The organism is Streptomyces sp. NPDC031225 (assembly GCF_055570355.1).
Genome location: NZ_JBVIHJ010000001.1, coordinates 118315 through 136975, shown reverse-complemented (window position 1 = coordinate 136975; position 18661 = coordinate 118315). Strand labels below are relative to the sequence as shown.

The 18661-nt window shown below is 70.4% G+C and carries 17 protein-coding genes; 16 read left to right on the top strand and 1 reads right to left on the bottom strand.

Features of this window, described 5'->3' with window-relative positions:
* The 3 genes from ACZ48Z_RS00605 (at position 1) to rpsD (ending at position 2978) form a co-directional block, all read left to right on the top strand.
* Positions 1 to 663 carry a vitamin K epoxide reductase family protein gene (locus ACZ48Z_RS00605; RefSeq protein ID WP_468733593.1) on the top strand — a complete coding sequence of 221 codons (663 nt, stop codon included), beginning with the start codon at positions 1 to 3 and terminating at the stop codon, positions 661 to 663.
* Between the two features lie 41 nt (positions 664 to 704).
* A complete protein-coding gene (locus ACZ48Z_RS00600) occupies positions 705 to 2060 on the top strand; it encodes a replication-associated recombination protein A (RefSeq protein ID WP_468733592.1) in 1356 nt (451 codons plus the stop codon).
* A gap of 303 nt (positions 2061 to 2363) precedes the next feature.
* Positions 2364 to 2978: a 30S ribosomal protein S4 gene (rpsD, locus tag ACZ48Z_RS00595; protein ID WP_006381762.1), complete on the top strand. Its 615-nt coding sequence runs from the start codon at positions 2364 to 2366 to the stop codon at positions 2976 to 2978.
* A 30-nt stretch (positions 2979 to 3008) separates the two neighbouring features.
* On the opposite strand, the gene ACZ48Z_RS00590 is transcribed toward rpsD, so the two are convergent.
* On the bottom strand, positions 3009 to 5180 hold the full coding sequence (locus ACZ48Z_RS00590) for an ATP-binding protein (protein ID WP_468733591.1): 2172 nt from the start codon (positions 5178 to 5180) through the stop codon (positions 3009 to 3011).
* A 150-nt stretch (positions 5181 to 5330) separates the two neighbouring features.
* Between ACZ48Z_RS00590 and ACZ48Z_RS00585 the strand changes: the two genes are divergently transcribed.
* The 13 genes from ACZ48Z_RS00585 to nusB all read left to right on the top strand — a co-directional run bounded on the left by ACZ48Z_RS00585 (position 5331) and on the right by nusB (position 18514).
* Positions 5331 to 5771 carry a DUF948 domain-containing protein gene (locus ACZ48Z_RS00585; protein WP_328745629.1) on the top strand — a complete coding sequence of 147 codons (441 nt, stop codon included), beginning with the start codon at positions 5331 to 5333 and terminating at the stop codon, positions 5769 to 5771.
* A gap of 8 nt (positions 5772 to 5779) precedes the next feature.
* Positions 5780 to 6130, top strand: coding sequence for a hypothetical protein (locus ACZ48Z_RS00580; RefSeq protein WP_468733590.1), 351 nt, complete (start codon positions 5780 to 5782; stop codon positions 6128 to 6130).
* On the top strand, positions 6130 to 8802 hold the full coding sequence (gene alaS / locus ACZ48Z_RS00575; RefSeq protein WP_468733589.1) for an alanine--tRNA ligase: 2673 nt from the start codon (positions 6130 to 6132) through the stop codon (positions 8800 to 8802). The genes ACZ48Z_RS00580 and alaS overlap by 1 nt, the downstream gene beginning before the upstream one ends.
* On the top strand, positions 8802 to 9266 hold the full coding sequence (gene ruvX, locus ACZ48Z_RS00570) for a Holliday junction resolvase RuvX (protein ID WP_468733588.1): 465 nt from the start codon (positions 8802 to 8804) through the stop codon (positions 9264 to 9266). The genes alaS and ruvX overlap by 1 nt, the downstream gene beginning before the upstream one ends.
* A 122-nt stretch (positions 9267 to 9388) precedes the next feature.
* On the top strand, positions 9389 to 11128 hold the full coding sequence (mltG, locus tag ACZ48Z_RS00565) for an endolytic transglycosylase MltG (RefSeq protein ID WP_468733587.1): 1740 nt from the start codon (positions 9389 to 9391) through the stop codon (positions 11126 to 11128).
* Between the two features lie 71 nt (positions 11129 to 11199).
* The gene (locus tag ACZ48Z_RS00560; RefSeq protein ID WP_468733586.1) at positions 11200 to 12039 is read left to right on the top strand and encodes a shikimate dehydrogenase; all 840 of its coding nucleotides are present in this window, start codon (positions 11200 to 11202) and stop codon (positions 12037 to 12039) included.
* A gap of 255 nt (positions 12040 to 12294) precedes the next feature.
* Positions 12295 to 13479: a chorismate synthase gene (aroC, locus tag ACZ48Z_RS00555; RefSeq protein WP_468733585.1), complete on the top strand. Its 1185-nt coding sequence runs from the start codon at positions 12295 to 12297 to the stop codon at positions 13477 to 13479.
* A 29-nt stretch (positions 13480 to 13508) separates the two neighbouring features.
* Positions 13509 to 13991, top strand: coding sequence for a shikimate kinase (locus ACZ48Z_RS00550; RefSeq protein ID WP_468733985.1), 483 nt, complete (start codon positions 13509 to 13511; stop codon positions 13989 to 13991).
* Positions 13988 to 15079: a 3-dehydroquinate synthase gene (gene aroB, locus ACZ48Z_RS00545; RefSeq protein WP_468733584.1), complete on the top strand. Its 1092-nt coding sequence runs from the start codon at positions 13988 to 13990 to the stop codon at positions 15077 to 15079. The genes ACZ48Z_RS00550 and aroB overlap by 4 nt, the downstream gene beginning before the upstream one ends.
* A 286-nt stretch (positions 15080 to 15365) precedes the next feature.
* The gene (locus tag ACZ48Z_RS00540; protein WP_468733583.1) at positions 15366 to 16202 is read left to right on the top strand and encodes a Pro-rich N-terminal domain-containing protein; all 837 of its coding nucleotides are present in this window, start codon (positions 15366 to 15368) and stop codon (positions 16200 to 16202) included.
* A 147-nt stretch (positions 16203 to 16349) separates the two neighbouring features.
* Positions 16350 to 17456, top strand: a complete 1107-nt coding sequence (locus ACZ48Z_RS00535; protein WP_468733582.1) for an aminopeptidase P family protein — start codon at positions 16350 to 16352, stop codon at positions 17454 to 17456.
* 51 nt (positions 17457 to 17507) lie between these two features.
* Positions 17508 to 18074: an elongation factor P gene (gene efp, locus ACZ48Z_RS00530; protein WP_030607045.1), complete on the top strand. Its 567-nt coding sequence runs from the start codon at positions 17508 to 17510 to the stop codon at positions 18072 to 18074.
* 2 nt (positions 18075 to 18076) lie between these two features.
* Positions 18077 to 18514: a transcription antitermination factor NusB gene (nusB, locus tag ACZ48Z_RS00525; protein ID WP_468733581.1), complete on the top strand. Its 438-nt coding sequence runs from the start codon at positions 18077 to 18079 to the stop codon at positions 18512 to 18514.
* The last annotated feature ends 147 nt before the right edge of the window (positions 18515 to 18661 follow it).

Sequence of the window (18661 nt, the reverse complement as noted above, 5' to 3'; positions counted from 1 at the left end):
ATGAGCAAGACCACAGTGAAAGACGTCTCCACGGAGTCCGGGTCCGCGTCGGCGGGCGCCGACACGGCACCCCGGACGGAGGGCGGCAGCCGTGCCTTCGCCCTGCTGCTGGTGATCACCGGCGCGGCCGGACTGCTCGCCGCGTGGGTCATCACGATCGACAAGTTCAAGATCCTTGAGGGCAAGGTGAGCGGCAAGACGTTCACCCCGAGCTGCTCCCTCAACCCGATCGTGTCCTGCGGCAGCGTCATGGAGAGCAAGCAGGCCGCCGCCTTCGGGTTCCCCAACCCGATGCTCGGCCTCGTCTGCTACGGCATCGTGATCTGCGTCGGCATGAGCCTGCTCACCCGCGCCCGCTTCCCGCGCTGGTACTGGCTCACCTTCAACTTCGGCACGCTCTTCGGCGTGGCCTTCTGCACCTGGCTCCAGTTCCAGTCCCTGTACCGGATCAACGCGCTGTGCCTGTGGTGCTCGCTGGCCTGGGTCGCCACGATCACCATGTTCTGGTACGTCACCTCGTTCAACGTCCGCAACGACTTCCTGCCGTCCCCGGGCTGGCTCAAGCGCTTCCTCGCGGAGTTCACCTGGGTCCTGCCGGTCACGCACTGCGGCATCATCGCGATGATGATCCTGACCCGCTGGGGCTCCAGTCTCTGGGCCTGAGCCTTCGGACGTTGTCAGTGGCGTGACATAGGGTTTTGAACGTGGAGCCCGATCTGTTCACCGCCGCGGCGGAAGAGCGCCAGGAGAAGGACCCGGCAGGCAGCCCCCTGGCGGTCCGGATGCGCCCGCGCACCCTCGACGAGGTGGTGGGCCAGCAGCACCTGCTCAAGGCGGGTTCACCGCTGCGCCGGCTGGTCGGCGAGGGCAGCGGCGGCCCCGCCGGACCTTCCTCGGTGATCCTCTGGGGACCCCCGGGCACCGGCAAGACGACACTGGCGTACGTCGTGTCGAAGGCGACCAACAAGCGTTTCGTGGAGCTCTCCGCGATCACCGCCGGGGTCAAGGAGGTCCGTGCGGTCATCGAGGGCGCCCGCCGCGCAACCGGAGGGTTCGGCAAGGAGACCGTCCTCTTCCTCGACGAGATCCACCGCTTCAGCAAGGCCCAGCAGGACTCCCTGCTCCCCGCGGTCGAGAACCGCTGGGTGACCCTGATCGCGGCGACCACCGAGAACCCGTACTTCTCGGTGATCTCCCCGCTGCTGTCCCGGTCCCTCCTGCTGACCCTCGAACCCCTCACCGACGACGACCTCAGAGGGCTCCTGAAGCGGGCCGTGAGCGACGAGCGCGGCCTGAAGGACGCCGTCGCCCTCCCCGAGGACGCGGAGAACCACCTTTTGCGGATCGCCGGCGGCGACGCCCGCCGCGCCCTGACCGCCCTGGAGGCCGCCGCCGGCGCCGCGCTCGACAAGGGCGAGCCGGAGATCTCCCTCACCACACTGGAGGAGACGGTCGACCGCGCGGCCGTGAAGTACGACCGCGACGGCGACCAGCACTACGACGTGGCCAGCGCCCTCATCAAGTCCATCAGGGGCTCGGACGTCGACGCGGCCCTGCACTACCTGGCCCGCATGATCGAGGCCGGCGAGGACCCCCGCTTCATCGCCCGCCGCCTGATGATCTCCGCCAGCGAGGACATCGGCCTCGCCGACCCGGGCGCCCTTCCCATAGCCGTCGCCGCCGCCCAGGCCGTCGCCATGATCGGCTTCCCCGAGGCCGCGCTGACGTTGAGCCACGCGACCATCGCCCTCGCCCTGGCCCCGAAGTCCAACGCCGCGACCACGGCGATCGGCGCCGCCATGGAGGACGTGCGCAAGGGCCACGCGGGGCCCGTGCCGATGCACCTGCGGGACGGGCACTACAAGGGCGCGGCCAAACTGGGGCACGCGCAGGGGTACGTCTACCCGCACGACCTGCCCGAGGGCATCGCGTCCCAGCAGTACGCCCCGGAGGAGCTCAAGGACCGGGAGTACTACACCCCCACCCGGCACGGGGCCGAGGCGCGGTACGCGGACGCGGTGGAGTGGACCCGCAAGCACCTCGGTCGCAAGCGGTCCTGAGCACCCTGTAGAATCCCTCGAAGTGCCGAGTCCCGCGCAGTCAGAGCGGGACAACCGGCCGGAACCCCCAGTGGGTTCCAGGAGCGTCGCGCACCGTTCGAATGGTGTCGCGGGCAACCCATCACCACCCGTCGTACGAAAGTACGGCGGCACCGGTCGGTGGGTCTCTCGCGTGCTGCACGTATGTGCCCAGACCAGGGGAGCGGCTGCCCACCAGGTCCCTCGCGGACCCGGCGGGTTTCCCCGGCTGCGGATGCGACCTCCCATAACTCTGACGAGCCGAACACCAGGAAATGAGAGATTGTGGCGAACCAGTCCCGCCCCAAGGTCAAGAAGTCGCGTGCCCTCGGCATCGCGCTGACCCCGAAGGCCGTCAAGTACTTCGAGGCCCGCCCCTACCCGCCGGGTGAGCACGGCCGTGGCCGCAAGCAGAACTCGGACTACAAGGTCCGCCTGCTGGAGAAGCAGCGTCTGCGTGCGCAGTACGACGTGTCCGAGCGTCAGCTCGTCCGCGCCTACGAGCGTGCCGCCAAGACGCAGGGCAAGACCGGTGAGGCCCTGGTCATCGAGCTGGAGCGTCGTCTCGACGCCCTGGTTCTGCGTTCGGGCATCGCCCGCACCATCTACCAGGCCCGTCAGATGGTCGTGCACGGCCACATCGAGGTCAACGGCGGCAAGGTCGACAAGCCGTCGTTCCGCGTCCGTCCCGACGACGTCGTGATGGTCCGCGAGCGCAGCCGCAGCAAGACGCTGTTCGAGGTCGCCCGTGCCGGTGGCTTCGCCCCCGACGGTGAGACCCCGCGCTACCTGCAGGTGAACCTCGGCGCCCTGGCCTTCCGCCTGGACCGCGAGCCGAACCGCAAGGAGATCCCGGTGATCTGCGACGAGCAGCTCGTCGTCGAGTACTACGCCCGCTGATCACCAGCAGGCCGTAGCACCACGCACCACTCAGCCCGCCGTCTCCCCGCCCTTCCGGGTGGGCGAGGCGGCGGGCTGCTGCGTCTTCGAGGCCGCACGCGGATGCCGCACCGGACCGCGCGGCGCCCGCAGCGACTCCGGGCCCGCCTCCCGCCCGCCACGCCCCAGGGCCCGGGCCACCGCTGCCTCCCGGTCGAGCCGAGCCCCCTGCCGTACGCACGTCTCGTACCGTTCGTCTCCCAGCCGCTCCCGGGCCGCCGCCTCGCACAGCTCGTGCGGGGCGTTGTAGTGGGCCGAGCCGAACAGCGGCAGGCCCACCGACGGCCACAGCGAGGCCGCGGCGCCCTGCAGCAGCGCGGCCTCGGCCGCGTCGCCCTGCGCCACCGTGACCAGGGCCAGCAGTTCGAGGGACAGGACCGAGCCGAGCAGGTCGTGGAAGGCGTGCGCGCAGGCCAGACAGTCGGTGAGCAGCTCACGCGCGCGTGCCGGGTCGCCCTCGCTCCAGGCCGCGTACGCCAGGACGTACAGCGCGTACGAACGTGCCCATCGCTCGCCGTGGTCCTCGCACACCTGGCGTACGTCCTCGCACAGCCGCACCGCGTCCGGCAGATCGCCCAGGAACGCCCGGGCCATCGCCAGCTCGACCTGGCCCATCAGCACATTGCTGTTGAGCTCGCCGATCTCCTGATAGCGCGCCAGCGACGAGCGCAGCAGCGTCTCGGCACGCGGCATGTCGTCCGAGACGAGCGCCAGACAGCCGGTGCGGTGCTCGGCGTACGCCACCGCCGCAGGGTTCGCGGACCGCTCCGCCTCCTGGCGGCACTCCTGCAGCGCCGCCAGCGCGGGCACCGTGTCGCCCTGGAGGACCGCCACATAGCCGAGGACCCACAGGGCCTTCAGCCGGGCGTGCTCGGCGCCCGGCTCCAGCTCGACGCTGCGCTCCAGCCAGTGCCGCCCCTCCGACAGCCGGCCGCAGCCGACCCAGCAGAACCAGAGGGAGCCCGCGAGGTGCTGGCCCAGCTCCGCCCCGTCGGGCTCGGTCAGGCAGTACTCCAGCGCGCAGCGCAGATTCGGCAGCTCGGCCTCGATCCGTGCAGCCACCTCGTTCTGCCGCGGCGAGAACCAGTCCAGTTCGCACCAGGTCGCAAGGCCCACGTACCAGTCGCGGTGCCGTCTGCGCAGCCGGACCGCGTCGCCCGTCGCCTCCAGCCACTCGGCGCCGTACGCCCGGACCGTGTCGAGCATCCGGTAGCGCACGCCGGTCGCGGTCTCCACGCGGGCCACCACGGACTGGGCGAGCAGCGCGGACAGGACGTCGAGGACGTCGTCGGAGTGCAGACCGCCGCCGCTGCACACGTATTCGGCGGCCTCCAGGTCGAACTGCCCGGCGAACACCGACAGCCGTGCCCACAGCAACCGCTGCTCGGGCGTGCACAGTTCGTGGCTCCAGCCGATCGCCGTGCGCAGCGTCCGATGCCGGGGCAGGGCGTCCCGGCCGCCGCCCGTCAGCACCCGGAACCGGTCGTCGAGCCGTTCCAGCAGCTGTTCGGGGGACAGCGCTCCCAGCCGTCCCGCGGCCAGTTCGATCGCCAGCGGGATGCCGTCCAGCCGCCGGCACAGCTCCCGCACGTGCGGATCGCCGCCGACCGTCACTCCCTGTCGTGAGGCCCGTTCCCCGAACAGTTCCACGGCCTCGTCCTCGCCCAGCGGCCCCAGTGCGAACACCTGCTCCCCGGCCACGGACAGAGGTCGGCGTCCGACGGCGAGGACGGCCAGTCCCGGGACCTTTCCGAGCAGCTCGGCGACGAGTTCCGCGCACCCGTCCACCAGGTGCTCGAAACCGTCCAGGACCAGCAGGAGCCGGCGTCCGGTGAGATGTGCGAGAAGCGTCTCGCGTGGCGGTCGCACGGTGTGGTCCGTCAGGCCCAGCGCCTCCACGACCGCGTGGTCGACGAACTCCGGGTCGTGCACCGCCGACAGCTCGACGCGCCACACCCCGTCGGGCGGCGCGCACCGGGCGCCGGCCACCCGCGCCGCGAGCCGGGACTTGCCGATCCCGCCCGGGCCCGTCACCGTCACCAGCCGCGCGGTGTCCAGCGCCCGCGCCAGACCGGAGAGTTCGGCACCGCGGCCCACGAAAGCGTCGGGTTCCAGGGGGAGATTGCCGTGCGTCCCGGGGCCGTAGGGCTGATGACTACGCATGGAACACGGAGCGTACTGAAGCGTGTTCGCTCCGTGCAATCGTCGCCGGCGCCCCGGGGACGTGCCCGGGGTAATCCGGTGCGGAGCGCCATCCCCGGCGCGATAGGCTCGGCAGCGTTATCTACAGGTGTTTATGAGAGCAGGTGTCAGGTGTCCGGTGGAGAGGTTGCCGGGATCCTGGTGGCCGTCTTCTGGGCGATCCTGGTCTCCTTCCTCGCCGTCGCCCTGGCGAGGCTGGCCCAGACGCTCAAGGCGACCACCAAACTCGTGGCGGACGTGACCGACCAGGCCGTTCCGCTGCTGGCCGACGCCTCCACCGCGGTGCGCTCCGCGCAGACCCAGATCGAGCGGGTCGACGCGATCGCCTCGGACGTCCAGGAGGTCACGTCGAACGCCTCCGCGCTGTCCACCACCGTCGCCTCCACCTTCGGCGGCCCCCTCGTCAAGGTCGCGGCCTTCGGCTACGGCGTGCGCCGGGCGATCAGCGGCCGCAAGGACGACATGCCCGCCAGGGAGCCCCGCCGTACCGTGATCGTGGGCCGTACGGTCTCCCGGCGGGAGAAGCGAAACCTCCGCGGAAAGAGGGACTGAGAGCCAGGATGTTCCGCCGTACCTTCTGGTTCGGCACCGGCGTCGCCGCCGGTGTCTGGGCCACCACCAAGGTCAATCGCAAGCTGAGGCAGCTGACCCCCGAGAGCCTGGCCGCGACCGCGGCGAACAAGGCGATCGAGACGGGTCACCGCATCAAGGACCGAGCGGTGGGCTTCGCGCTCGACGTCCGGGACAACATGGCCCAGCGGGAGGAGGAGCTGGGGGAGGCGCTGGGCATCAACACCGACCCCGAACTCCCCGCTCCCCGGCGGTACGCCGCCATCGAGAACCGCACCGACCCGAAGTCCGTCGACAGCGACAGGACGACGTACTCGTACAACCGGAATGAGGACCACTGATGGAGTCGGCCGAGATTCGCCGCCGCTGGCTGAGCTTCTACGAGGAGCGCGGGCACACCGTCGTCCCTTCGGCGTCGCTCATCGCGGACGACCCGACTCTGCTCCTGGTCCCCGCCGGCATGGTCCCTTTCAAGCCGTACTTCCTCGGTGAGGTCAAGCCGCCGTGGGCGCGCGCGACCAGCGTCCAGAAGTGCGTGCGCACGCCCGACATCGAAGAGGTCGGCAAGACCACCCGGCACGGCACGTTCTTCCAGATGTGCGGCAACTTCTCCTTCGGCGACTACTTCAAGGAAGGCGCCATCAAGTACGCCTGGGAGCTGCTCACCAGCCCCCAGGACAAGGGTGGTTACGGCCTGGAGCCGGAGAAGCTCTGGATCACGGTCTACAAGGACGACGACGAGGCCGAGCGCCTGTGGCACGAGGTCGTCGGGGTGCCGAAGGAGCGCATCCAGCGCCTCGGCATGAAGGACAACTACTGGTCCATGGGCGTCCCCGGACCCTGCGGCCCCTGTTCCGAGATCAACTACGACCGCGGCCCGGAGTTCGGCGTCGAGGGCGGTCCCGCCGTCAACGACGAGCGGTACGTGGAGATCTGGAACCTCGTCTTCATGCAGTACGAGCGCGGCGAGGGCATCGGCAAGGACAACTTCGAGATCCTCGGCGAGCTCCCCAGCAAGAACATCGACACGGGCCTCGGACTCGAACGGCTCGCGATGATTCTGCAGGGCGTGCAGAACATGTACGAGATCGACACCTCCATGGCCGTCATCAACAAGGCCACCGAGCTGACGGGTGTCGCGTACGGCGACGCCCACGAGTCCGACGTGTCCCTGCGCGTGGTCACCGACCACATGCGGACGTCCGTCATGCTCATCGGCGACGGCGTCACCCCCGGCAACGAGGGCCGCGGTTACGTCCTGCGTCGCATCATGCGCCGCGCCATCCGCAACATGCGCCTGCTCGGTGCCACCGGCCCGGTCGTGCTCGACCTGGTCGACACCGTGATCGCCATGATGGGCCAGCAGTACCCGGAGCTGGTCACCGACCGCGAGCGCATCGAGAAGGTCGCCGTCGCCGAGGAGAACGCCTTCCTCAAGACGCTGAAGGCCGGCACCAACATCCTCGACACCGCGGTCACCGAGACCAAGCAGTCCGGTGGCACGGTCCTCGCCGGTGACAAGGCGTTCCTGCTCCACGACACCTGGGGCTTCCCGATCGACCTCACCCTGGAGATGGCCGCCGAGCAGGGCCTGTCCGTGGACGAGGACGGCTTCCGCCGCCTGATGAAGGAGCAGCGGGAGCGCGCCAAGGCCGACGCCCAGGGCAAGAAGACCGGCCACGCCGGTGCGGGCGCCTACCGTGCGATCGCCGACCAGGCCGGCGAGACCGAGTTCCTCGGCTACTCGGACACCGAGAGCGAGTCCACGATCGTCGGCATCCTCGTCGACGGCGCCTCCTCCCCGGCCGCCACCGAGGGCGACGAAGTCGAGATCGTCCTGGACCGCACCCCCTTCTACGCCGAGGGCGGCGGCCAGATCGGCGACACCGGCCGGATCAAGGTCGACTCCGGTGCCGTCATCGAGATCCGCGACTGCCAGAAGCCGGTACCGGGCGTCTACGTCCACAAGGGCGTCGTCCAGTTCGGCGAGGTGACCGTCGGAGCCAAGGCCCTCGCGTCGATCGACGGCCGCCGTCGTACGGCCATCGCCCGCGCCCACTCGGCCACCCATCTCACCCACCAGGCGCTGCGTGACGCGCTCGGTCCGACGGCCGCCCAGGCCGGTTCCGAGAACCAGCCCGGCCGGTTCCGCTTCGACTTCGGCTCCCCGTCCGCCGTTCCGACGGCCGTGATGACCGACGTCGAGCAGAAGATCAACGAGGTGCTCGCCCGTGATCTCGACGTGCACGCCGAGATCCTGAGCCTGGACGAGGCCAAGAAGCAGGGCGCCATCGCCGAGTTCGGCGAGAAGTACGGCGAGCGGGTCCGGGTCGTCACCATCGGCGACTTCTCCAAGGAGCTGTGCGGCGGCACCCACGTGCACAACACCGCCCAGCTGGGCCTGGTGAAGCTGCTCGGCGAGTCGTCGATCGGCTCCGGTGTCCGCCGTATCGAGGCGCTCGTCGGTGTGGACGCCTACAACTTCCTGGCCCGTGAGCACACCGTCGTCGCCCAGCTCCAGGAGCTGATCAAGGGCCGCCCGGAGGAGCTCCCGGAGAAGGTCTCCGCGATGCTCGGCAAGCTGAAGGACGCCGAGAAGGAGATCGAGAAGTTCCGCGCGGAGAAGGTGCTCCAGGCCGCCGCCGGTCTCGCCGAGTCCGCCAAGGACGTCCGCGGGACCGCCGTCGTCACCGGTCGGGTCCCGGACGGCACCACGCCGGACGACCTGCGCAAGCTGGTCCTCGACGTGCGCGGCCGCATCCAGGGCGGCCGGGCTGTCGTCGTCGCCCTCTTCACCGTCAACAACGGCAAGCCGCTGACGGTCATCGCCACCAACGAGGCCGCCCGCGAGCGCGGTCTCAAGGCCGGTGACCTGGTCCGCACGGCGGCCAAGACGCTCGGTGGCGGCGGTGGCGGCAAGCCGGACGTCGCCCAGGGCGGCGGCCAGAACCCGGCCGCGATCGGTGAGGCCGTGGACGCCGTGGAGCGCCTGGTCGGGGAGACGGCCAAGTAATGCGCAGAGGCCGTCGACTCGCGATCGACGTCGGGGACGCCCGTATCGGGGTCGCCTCGTGCGACCCCGACGGGATCCTCGCCACTCCGGTGGAGACGGTCCCCGGCCGGGACGTCCCGGCGGCTCACCGTCGGCTCAGGCAACTGGTCGAGGAGTACGAACCGATCGAGGTCGTCGTCGGTCTGCCCCGCTCCCTCAAAGGGGGCGAGGGCCCGGCCGCGGTCAAGGTCCGTGCTTTCGTCCAGGAGCTCGCGCGGGGGATCGCACCCATCGCGGTCAGGCTGGTCGACGAACGGATGACGACGGTGACGGCCAGCCAGGGGCTGCGCGCATCCGGAGTGAAATCCAAAAAGGGCAGATCGGTCATTGACCAGGCAGCCGCTGTGATCATCCTCCAGCAGGCGCTGGAATCCGAACGGGTGTCAGGTAAAGCACCCGGCGAGGGCGTCGAAGTGGTCATCTGATCGCGATACGGTAACGTTCCGCGCGATGCGGTGGCATTCGAACAGCCGCCGCACAGAAAGAGGCGGACCGGTAGCCGGGTCGTCGATGAAGGCGACCACCACCTCGCGGCTCTAGGGGATCGATGACTGAGTATGGCCGGGGCCAAGGCTCCGAACCGTGGCATCCGGAGGACCCGTTGTACGGGGACGACGGATGGGGAGGGCAGCAGGCCGACGCGGGCCGGCAGTCCCCCTACGGCGGCCGGACGCAGCACTATCCGGAGCAGCCGCAGCAGCCGCAGTACGACGACAACGGTGGCTGGGTCGACGGCCGGCAGGACGCCTACGGTCAGGCGCAGCAGCAGTACCCCCAGCACGACGGCCAGTACGGCCAGCAGCAGTACCACCAGCAGGACCAGCAGTACGACCAGCAGCAACAGCAGTACGACCAGCAGGCCTATCAGGGTCAGCCACAGCAGTCGTACGACAACAACGGCTGGGCGAACGGTGGACAGGGGCAGGTCCCGTACTCCGGCGACCCGTCGGACCCCTACGGCCAGCAGGCCGCCGCGTACGGTGCGGAGCAGCAGGACTACTACGGCAGCCCGGACGCCTACCCGCCGCCGGAGCCGCCGAGCCGTCGGCGTGCCGAGCCGGAACCGCAGCAGACGGACTGGGATCCCGGGCCTGACGAGGGCGAGCACGCCTTCTTCGCGGGCGGCGGTGACGGCGACGAGGACGACACGGACGACCCGAAAGGCGGCCGTGGCGACCGGCGCGGCCGCGGCAGCAAAGGCGGCAAGAAGCGCAAGAGCGGCTGCGCCTGTCTGGTGGTCCTGCTGGTGTTCGGCGGCGGTACCGCCGGCGTCGGGTACTTCGGCTACCAGTTCTACCAAGACCGTATGGTCTCGGCGCCGGACTACACGGGGGACGGCACCAGCACGAAGGTGGCCATCACCATCCCGACGGGTGCCAACGGGGCGGACATGGGCCGGCGGCTCAAGGAAGCGGGCGTGGTCAAGAGCGTCGATGCCTTCGTGACCGCGTTCACGCAGAACAAGGAGTCGGGCCGGATCCAGGCCGGCTCCTATCTGCTGAACAAGGAGATGTCCGCCAAGAGCGCCGTGGCCCTGATGCTCGACCCCAAGAGCCAGAACAACCTGATCGTCAGCGAGGGCGAGCGCAACGCGGCGGTCTACAAGCAGATCGACGAGCGCCTCAAACTGTCCAAGGGCACCACGGCGAAGGTCGCGAAGCAGAAGTACAAGAGTGTCGGGCTGCCCGACTGGGCGCTCGGCCACCCCAACGTGAAGGACCCGCTCGAAGGGTTCCTCTACCCCTCCGCCTACGCGGTCAGCAAGGGGGACAAGCCGGAGGCCGTCCTCAAGGAGATGGTCAGCCGGGCCAACGACAAGTACGAGGCACTCGGCCTGGAGAAGAAGGCCGAGGGGCTGGGTCTCGACGATCCCTGGCAGCTGCTCACCGTGGCGAGCCTCGCGCAGGCCGAAGGCACGAGCCACGACGACTACCGCAAGATGGCGGAGGTCGTCTACAACCGCCTCAAGCCGGGGAACCCCCAGACGTACGGCTCCCTGGAGTTCGACTCCACGTACAACTACGTCAAGAACCAGAGCAAGATCGACCTGACGATCGCCGAGCTCAAGCAGTACAACAACCCGTACAACACGTACTACGTCAAGGGTCTGCCGCCCGGTCCGATCGACAACCCCGGCGAAGAGGCGCTCAAGGGCGCGCTCAACCCGACGCACGACGGTTGGTACTACTTCATCTCGCTGGACGGCAAGACCAGCAAGTTCACCAAGACGCTCGCCGACCACGACAAGCTCGTGCAGGAGTTCAACGCGTCACGCAAAAAGGACTGACAACGGCGCGGCCGGAACGCACGGGCGTCCCGGGCCGCTGTTCGAATTTTTGAGGCTCAAGGACAGATTCCATGACATCTCGGGCCACCTCCGCCCGCCGGGCCGCCGTCCTCGGCAAGCCCATCGCCCACTCCCTCTCACCGGTCCTGCATCGGGCCGCCTACGAGGAGCTGGGCCTCACGGGCTGGTCGTACGACCGGTTCGAACTCGACGAAGCCGCGCTGCCCGGGTTCGTCGAGGGGCTGGGGCCGGAGTGGGCCGGACTGTCGCTGACCATGCCGCTCAAGCGGGCGGTCATCCCGCTGCTCGACGAGATCAGTGAGACGGCCGCCTCGGTGGAGGCCGTCAACACGGTCGTACTCACGGAGGACGGCCGCCGCCTCGGCGACAACACCGACATCCCGGGAATGGTCGCCGCTCTCCGCGAGCGAGGCATCGAACAGGTCGACTCGGCGGCGATCCTCGGCGCCGGCGCCACCGCCTCCTCCGCGCTCGCCGCGCTCGCACGGATCTGCACCGGAGAGGTCCTCGCCTACGTGCGCGGCCCGGCCCGGGCCGCCGAGATGCGGCAGTGGGGCGAACGGCTCGACATCGAGGTGCGCACGGCGGACTGGGCGGACGCGGCCGAGGCGCTGCACGCCCCTCTGGTGATCGCCACCACCCCCGCCGGTGCCACGGACGCACTCGCCCACGCCGTCCCGGAGCGCCCCGCGGCCCTCTTCGACGTGCTCTACGACCCGTGGCCGACCGAACTCGCCGCCCGCTGGTCGATGATCGGCGGAGCGGTGATCAGCGGCCTCGACCTCCTGGTGCACCAGGCGGTGCTCCAGGTCGAGCAGATGACCGGTCTGCAGCCCGCCCCGGTGGAGGCCATGCGCAAGGCCGGCGAACACGCGCTGGCGGCCCGCTGAGGCCCTTCCGGGCGTTTGCCGCTGCGCATGTGCGTCCGCATCCCGGGAGGCTGCCAAGAGCGCGGCGGAGCGGATCGCCTGAGGGCTCGGTGTGCGTTTCCACGTCCGTCTGATGGACCTGTGACCGGCCTCCGCCGCCGAACGTGGGAGGATCGGAGGCGGCGGGCCGGGGCCGCGCACCCGGTCGCGCCGTTGCCGTACGCGAGGACACGCGTACGCAGGGCAGTACCAGGGCGCGAGCACTGAGGAGCACCGTTGAGCAGGTTGCGCTGGCTGACCGCGGGGGAGTCCCACGGTCCCGCACTCGTCGCGACGCTGGAGGGCCTTCCCGCCGGCGTGCCGATCACCACGGAGATGGTGGCGGACCACCTGGCGAGGCGTCGGCTGGGCTATGGCCGCGGTGCCCGGATGAAGTTCGAGCGCGACGAGATCACCTTCCTCGGCGGGGTCCGCCACGGTCTCTCCCTCGGCTCCCCGGTCGCGATCATGGTGGGCAACACCGAGTGGCCCAAGTGGGAGCAGGTCATGGCGGCCGACCCCATCGACCCGGAGATCCTGGCCGGGCTGGCCCGCAACGCCCCGCTGACCCGCCCGCGCCCCGGCCACGCCGACCTGGCGGGCATGCAGAAGTACGGCTTCGACGAGGCCCGGCCGATCCTGGAGCGGGCCTCCGCGCGGGAGACGGCGGCCCGGGTGGCGCTGGGCGCGGTGGCCCGGTCGTACCTGAAGGAGACGGCCGGCATCGAGATCGTCAGCCATGTCGTCGAGCTGTGCTCGGTGAAGGCCCCGCAGGGGGTCTACCCGACCCCGGCCGACGTCGAGAAGCTGGACGCCGACCCGCTGCGCTGCCTGGACGCGGACACGTCGAAGGCGATGGTGGCCGAGGTCGACCAGGCCCACAAGGACGGCGACACCCTCGGTGGCGTGGTCGAGATCCTGGCCTACGGCGTGCCCGTGGGCCTCGGCTCCCACGTGCACTGGGACCGCAAGCTGGACGCGCGGCTCGCGGGTGCCCTGATGGGCATCCAGGCCATCAAGGGCGTCGAGGTCGGTGACGGGTTCGAGCTGGCGCGGGTGCCGGGTTCGAAGGCGCACGACGAGATCGTGAACACACCGGAGGGGATCCGCCGGGTCTCGGGCCGCTCCGGCGGTACCGAGGGCGGGCTGTCCACCGGTGAGCTGCTGCGGGTGCGGGCGGCGATGAAGCCGATCGCGACCGTGCCGCGTGCCCTGCAGACCGTCGACGTGACCACCGGTGAGGCGACCCAGGCCCACCACCAGCGCTCGGACGTGTCCGCGGTGCCGGCGGCCGGGATCGTCGCCGAGGCGATGGTCGCCCTGGTCCTGGCGGACGCGGTGGCGGAGAAGTTCGGCGGCGACAGCGTGCCCGAGACCCGCCGCAACGTGCGCTCCTACCTCGAGAACCTGGCGATCCGGTGACCGGTCCGCGGGTGGTGCTGGTCGGGCCGATGGGCGTGGGCAAGTCCACCGTCGGACAGCTGCTGGCCGAGCGGCTCGGCGTGGGCTACCGGGACACCGACGACGACATCGTCGCCGTCGAGGGCCGCAGCATCGCGGAGATCTTCGTCGACGAGGGCGAGCCCGTCTTCCGGGCGATCGAGAAGCGGGCGGTGCGTCAGGCACTGGCCGAGCACAAGGGTGTCCTCGCGCTCGGCGGCGGCTCGATCCTGGACGCGGACACGCGTGAACTGCTGGCCGGGCAGCAGGTCGTCTACCTCTCGATGGACGTCGAGGAGGCCGTCAAGCGCACCGGCCTGAACGCCGCCCGTCCCCTGCTGGCGGTCAACCCGCGCAAACAGTGGCGCGAGCTGATGGAGGCACGCCGCCATCTGTACGAGTCGATCGCCACGGCGGTGGTCGCCACCGACGGCCGTACACCCGAAGAAGTCACACAGAACGCGCTGGACGCACTGGAGTTGAAGGAAGCATGAGCGAGGCAGTGACGCGCATCCAGGTCGGCGGAACCGCGGGCAGCGAGCCGTACGAGGTCCTGGTGGGACGTCAACTCCTGGGCGAGCTCGGCACGCTGGTGGGGGAGAAGGCCCAGCGGGTCGCCGTCATCCACCCCGAGGCGCTGGCGGACACCGGAGACGCACTGCGTGCCGACCTCGCCGGACAGGGCTACGAGGCCGTCGCCATCCAGATCCCGAACGCGGAGGAGGCCAAGACCGCCGAGGTCGCCGCCTACTGCTGGAAGGCGCTCGGACAGTCCGGCTTCACCCGCTCCGACGTCATCGTCGGCGTCGGCGGCGGTGCCACCACGGACCTCGCCGGGTTCGTGGCGGCCACCTGGCTGCGCGGGGTGCGCTGGATCGCCATCCCGACCACCGTGCTCGCCATGGTCGACGCGGCCGTCGGCGGCAAGACCGGCATCAACACCGCCGAGGGCAAGAACCTGGTCGGCGCCTTCCACCCGCCCGCCGGCGTCCTGTGCGACCTGGCCGCGCTGGACTCCCTGCCCGTCAACGACTACGTCTCCGGGCTCGCCGAGATCATCAAGGCCGGCTTCATCGCCGACCCGGTGATCCTGGAGCTCATCGAGTCCGACCCCCAGGCCGCGCGCACCCCGGCGGGCCCGCACACCGCCGAACTCATCGAGCGCTCCATCCGGGTCAAGGCCGAGGTCGTCTCCTCCGACCTCAAGGAGGCGGGCCTCAGGGAGATCCTCAACTACGGCCACACGCTCGCCCACGCCATCGAGAAGAACGAGCGGTACCAGTGGCGGCACGGCGCCGCGGTGGCCGTAGGCATGCACTTCGCCGCCGAGCTGGGCCGGCTGGCGGGCCGGCTGGACGACGCGACCGCCGACCGGCACCGCACGGTCCTGGAGTCGGTGGGACTGCCGCTGCACTACCGCTACGACCAGTGGCCCAAGCTCCTTGAGAACATGAAGGTCGACAAGAAGTCCCGCGGCAGTCTCCTGCGGTTCATCGTCCTCGACGGACTGGGCAAGCCCACCGTCCTGGAGGGCCCGGACCCGGCCGTCCTGCTCGCCGCCTACGGCGAGGTCGGCCAGTAAGTCCGGCGACGGGCGTTCCGCCCGATTCGCCTTGCCGCAGGGGCACTTCGGGCCGCGCCCGGCCGTTTCACCAAACGACGGCCGGGGGCGGTACCGTTCGGTGGCGAGGGGGTATATGCCCCCCGGCCAGCGCCAATCAGCCTGCCGCGAGGGAGCCGCAGGGGCGCGTCGGGGACGAGAGGACGAACGCGCGCAGGCCCGCGGGCCGGGCGCGGTCGGGCTCCCGGCACCGACGTGAGCGCCCCGGCGGTGAACGAGCCGAAAAGACGAGACGGAGTGGCACCGGATGCAGCACGCAGTGGGTTCTCCGCTGCCGCCGCCCCATCAGCCGGGGCACGGACCGGCCGCCGGCTGGTCGCCGGCCGCACACCACCCGGGTGCGCACCAGGGATCCGCCCCGGTGCCCCCACCGCCTCCGGCACCGGGCTTCACCCCGGCTCAGGTCCCGCCCGCACCGCAGCACTCCCCGGGACCGGTCCCGGACACCACGGGCCATGTGCCGCTGCCGCCCGGCGCCCCCGTGGGCGCCCCCAGCGCCCCGCCCGCCGCCGTGCCCGACCCCGCGGGCACCACCCTCGCCGTCCTCCTGATCGGCCCGGCCGGCGCCGGCAAGACGAGCGTCGCCAAGTACTGGGCCGACCACCGCCGGGTCCCCACCGCCCACATCAGCCTCGACGACGTGCGCGAATGGGTCCGCTCGGGCTTCGCCGACCCCCAGTCCGGCTGGAACGACCACTCCGAGGCCCAGTACCGCCTCGCCCGCCGCACCTGCGGCTTCGCCGCCCGCAACTTCCTCGCCAACGGCATCTCCTGCATCCTCGACGACGCCGTCTTCCCCGACCGGCCGGTCGTCGGCCTCGGCGGCTGGAAGCGGCACGTAGGCCCCGGCCTGCTGCCCGTGGTCCTGCTGCCCGGCCTGGAGATCGTCCTGGAACGCAACGCCGAACGCTCGGGCAACCGCCGTCTGACCGACGAAGAGGTCGCGCGGATCCATGGGCGGATGGCGGGCTGGTACGGCTCGGGGCTGCCGATCATCGACAACAGTCAGATGGACGTGCCGCAGACCGCGAGGATCCTGGACGACGTACTGGCAAGGTCGATAGCAAGCCCGCCGAGCTGGTAGCGCCCCAAAGGAGCGCGGGGCTGTGTCGATATGCGGCTCCGCCGCGTGGGCGCGACCAGCCCCCACCGGCCGGCAGACGACAGGCGACCCTCCCCACTCGGACCCTGCCAAAAAGCGATATACCGGCAAAACTCCTACGCTCAACTCATGTCAGAGGTGTACGCCACCCGAAGAGCCCGCCTGCGCGACCGCTGCCAGGCCGGCGGCAGCCAATCCGCGCTGATCTCCTGCCCGGCCAACGTCCGCTACCTCACGGGTGCGGCCCCGCTGGGCAGCGTGCTGCTGCTCGGCAGGACCGAGGATCAGCTGGTGTGCACCGGCCCCGCGGACGACCGTCCCGGCGCCGGACGCCCCGACGGCGCCGTGCACGTCCACCACCTCCCCGGTGCCGGAGGCGACCCGGCGGTGGCCGCGGCGGACCTCGCCACAGGACAGGGCGCGGACTCCCTTGCCGTGGAAGAGGAGCACCTCACGGTCGCCCGGTACCGGGCCATCCGCTCGGTCGTCCCCCGCCTGCGCCTCGGGGACCTTGCCGGTGCGGTGGAACAGCTCCGTGTCATCAAGGACGAGGAAGAGATCTCCTGCCTGCGTATCGGCGCCGAGATCGCCGACCAGGCACTGGGCGAACTCCTGGAGTCCATCCTGGTGGGCCGCACCGAGAGACATCTCGCCCTCGAACTCGAACGCCGGCTCGTCGACCACGGCGCCGACGGCCCGGCCTTCGCCACGTCCGTCGCCACCGGACCGAACTCCGGCCGCAGGGCACACCGCCCCACCGACCGCCGCGTCGAGGAGGGCGACTTCCTCTCCGTCTGCCTGGGCGCGAACTACCGCGGCTACCGCTGTGAGATCGGCCGTACCTTCGTCATCGGCACCTCTCCCGCCGACTGGCAGATCGAGCTGTACGACCTCGTCTTCGCCGCTCAGCGGGCCGGACGCGAGTCCCTGGCACCGGGCGCGGCCTACCGCGACGTGGACCGTGCGGCACGCCAGGTACTGGAGGCCGCGGGCCACCACGAGGGCCTCCCACAGCTCACCGGACACGGTGTGGGGCTCGAAATCGACGAGGACCCGCAGCTGGCCCCCGCGGCCATGGGTAAACTGGACGCTTGCGTGCCGGTCACCGTCGAACCGGGGGTCCACCTCCCGGGCCGGGGCGGTGTCCGGATCGATGACACGCTCGTCGTTCGCCCCGAGGCGGACGGCGGACCCGAGCTACTCACCATCACGACCAAGGAGCTGCTCGCCCTCTAGGCAGTGGCGTGCGCCGGGGTCGTCCACGTCAGTCCAGGAGATTCCGCAACCGTGGCTTCCACGAACGACCTCAAGAACGGCCTGGTGCTCAAGCTCGAAGGCGGCCAGCTCTGGTCCGTCGTCGAGTTCCAGCACGTCAAGCCCGGCAAGGGCCCGGCCTTCGTGCGCACCAAGCTCAAGAACGTGCTGTCCGGCAAGGTCGTCGACAAGACGTTCAACGCCGGCGTCAAGGTCGAGACGGCCACTGTCGACAAGCGTGACATGCAGTTCTCGTACATGGACGGCGAGTACTTCGTCTTCATGGACATGGAGACCTACGACCAGCTCATGGTCGACCGCAAGGCTGTCGGCGACGCCGCCAACTTCCTGATCGAGGGCTTCACGGCCACCGTCGCGCAGCACGAGGGCGAGGTGCTCTTCGTCGAGCTGCCGGCCGCCGTCGAGCTCGTCATCCAGGAGACCGAGCCGGGCGTCCAGGGCGACCGCTCCACCGGTGGCACCAAGCCCGCCATCCTGGAGACCGGTCACCAGATCAACGTGCCGCTCTTCATCACCACCGGTGAGAAGATCAAGGTCGACACCCGCACGAGCGACTACCTCGGCCGGGTGAACAGCTAACCGTGGCTGCTCGCAACACGGCCCGCAAGCGCGCCTTCCAGATCCTCTTCGAGGGCGACCAGCGCGGCGTCGATGTCCTGACGGTCCTCGCGGACTGGATCCGGCTCTCCCGGGAAGACACCCGGCAGCCGCCGGTGAGCGAGTACACGATGCAGTTGGTCGAGGGCTACGCGGACCACGCGAAGCGCATCGACGAGCTGATCGCGCAGTACTCGGTCGGCTGGACGCTGGACAGGATGCCGGTCGTCGACCGCAACATCCTGCGCCTGGGTGCCTACGAGCTGATCTGGGCCGACGGGACCCCGGACGCCGTGGTGCTCGACGAGATGGTGCAGCTGGCGAAGGAGTTCTCCACGGACGAGTCGCCCTCGTTCGTGAACGGCCTGCTGGGCCGTCTCAAGGACCTCAAGCCGTCGCTGCGCCGGGACGACGAGGCGTGATCATCCGAGGCGCCTGAGACCGCGTATCGCCTGAGGGCCCGCAGCGTGACTGCCGCGGGCCCTCAGGCGTATCTGTACGAGACAGACCCCCCAGGCGCGCAGAAAGCCGCCGGGGTGGCCGGAACCGTGAAGTTCCGGCCACCCCGG

Coding starts and splice junctions, on each gene's coding strand:
- ACZ48Z_RS00605 (WP_468733593.1), top strand. CDS start 1: ATGAGCAAGACCACAGTGAAAGACGTCTCCACGGAGTCCGGGTCCGCG.
- ACZ48Z_RS00590 (WP_468733591.1), bottom strand. CDS start 5,180: ATGCGTAGTCATCAGCCCTACGGCCCCGGGACGCACGGCAATCTCCCC.
- ACZ48Z_RS00580 (WP_468733590.1), top strand. CDS start 5,780: ATGTTCCGCCGTACCTTCTGGTTCGGCACCGGCGTCGCCGCCGGTGTC.
- alaS (WP_468733589.1), top strand. CDS start 6,130: ATGGAGTCGGCCGAGATTCGCCGCCGCTGGCTGAGCTTCTACGAGGAG.
- ruvX (WP_468733588.1), top strand. CDS start 8,802: ATGCGCAGAGGCCGTCGACTCGCGATCGACGTCGGGGACGCCCGTATC.
- mltG (WP_468733587.1), top strand. CDS start 9,389: ATGACTGAGTATGGCCGGGGCCAAGGCTCCGAACCGTGGCATCCGGAG.
- ACZ48Z_RS00560 (WP_468733586.1), top strand. CDS start 11,200: ATGACATCTCGGGCCACCTCCGCCCGCCGGGCCGCCGTCCTCGGCAAG.
- ACZ48Z_RS00550 (WP_468733985.1), top strand. CDS start 13,509: ATGGGCGTGGGCAAGTCCACCGTCGGACAGCTGCTGGCCGAGCGGCTC.
- aroB (WP_468733584.1), top strand. CDS start 13,988: ATGAGCGAGGCAGTGACGCGCATCCAGGTCGGCGGAACCGCGGGCAGC.
- ACZ48Z_RS00540 (WP_468733583.1), top strand. CDS start 15,366: ATGCAGCACGCAGTGGGTTCTCCGCTGCCGCCGCCCCATCAGCCGGGG.
- ACZ48Z_RS00535 (WP_468733582.1), top strand. CDS start 16,350: ATGTCAGAGGTGTACGCCACCCGAAGAGCCCGCCTGCGCGACCGCTGC.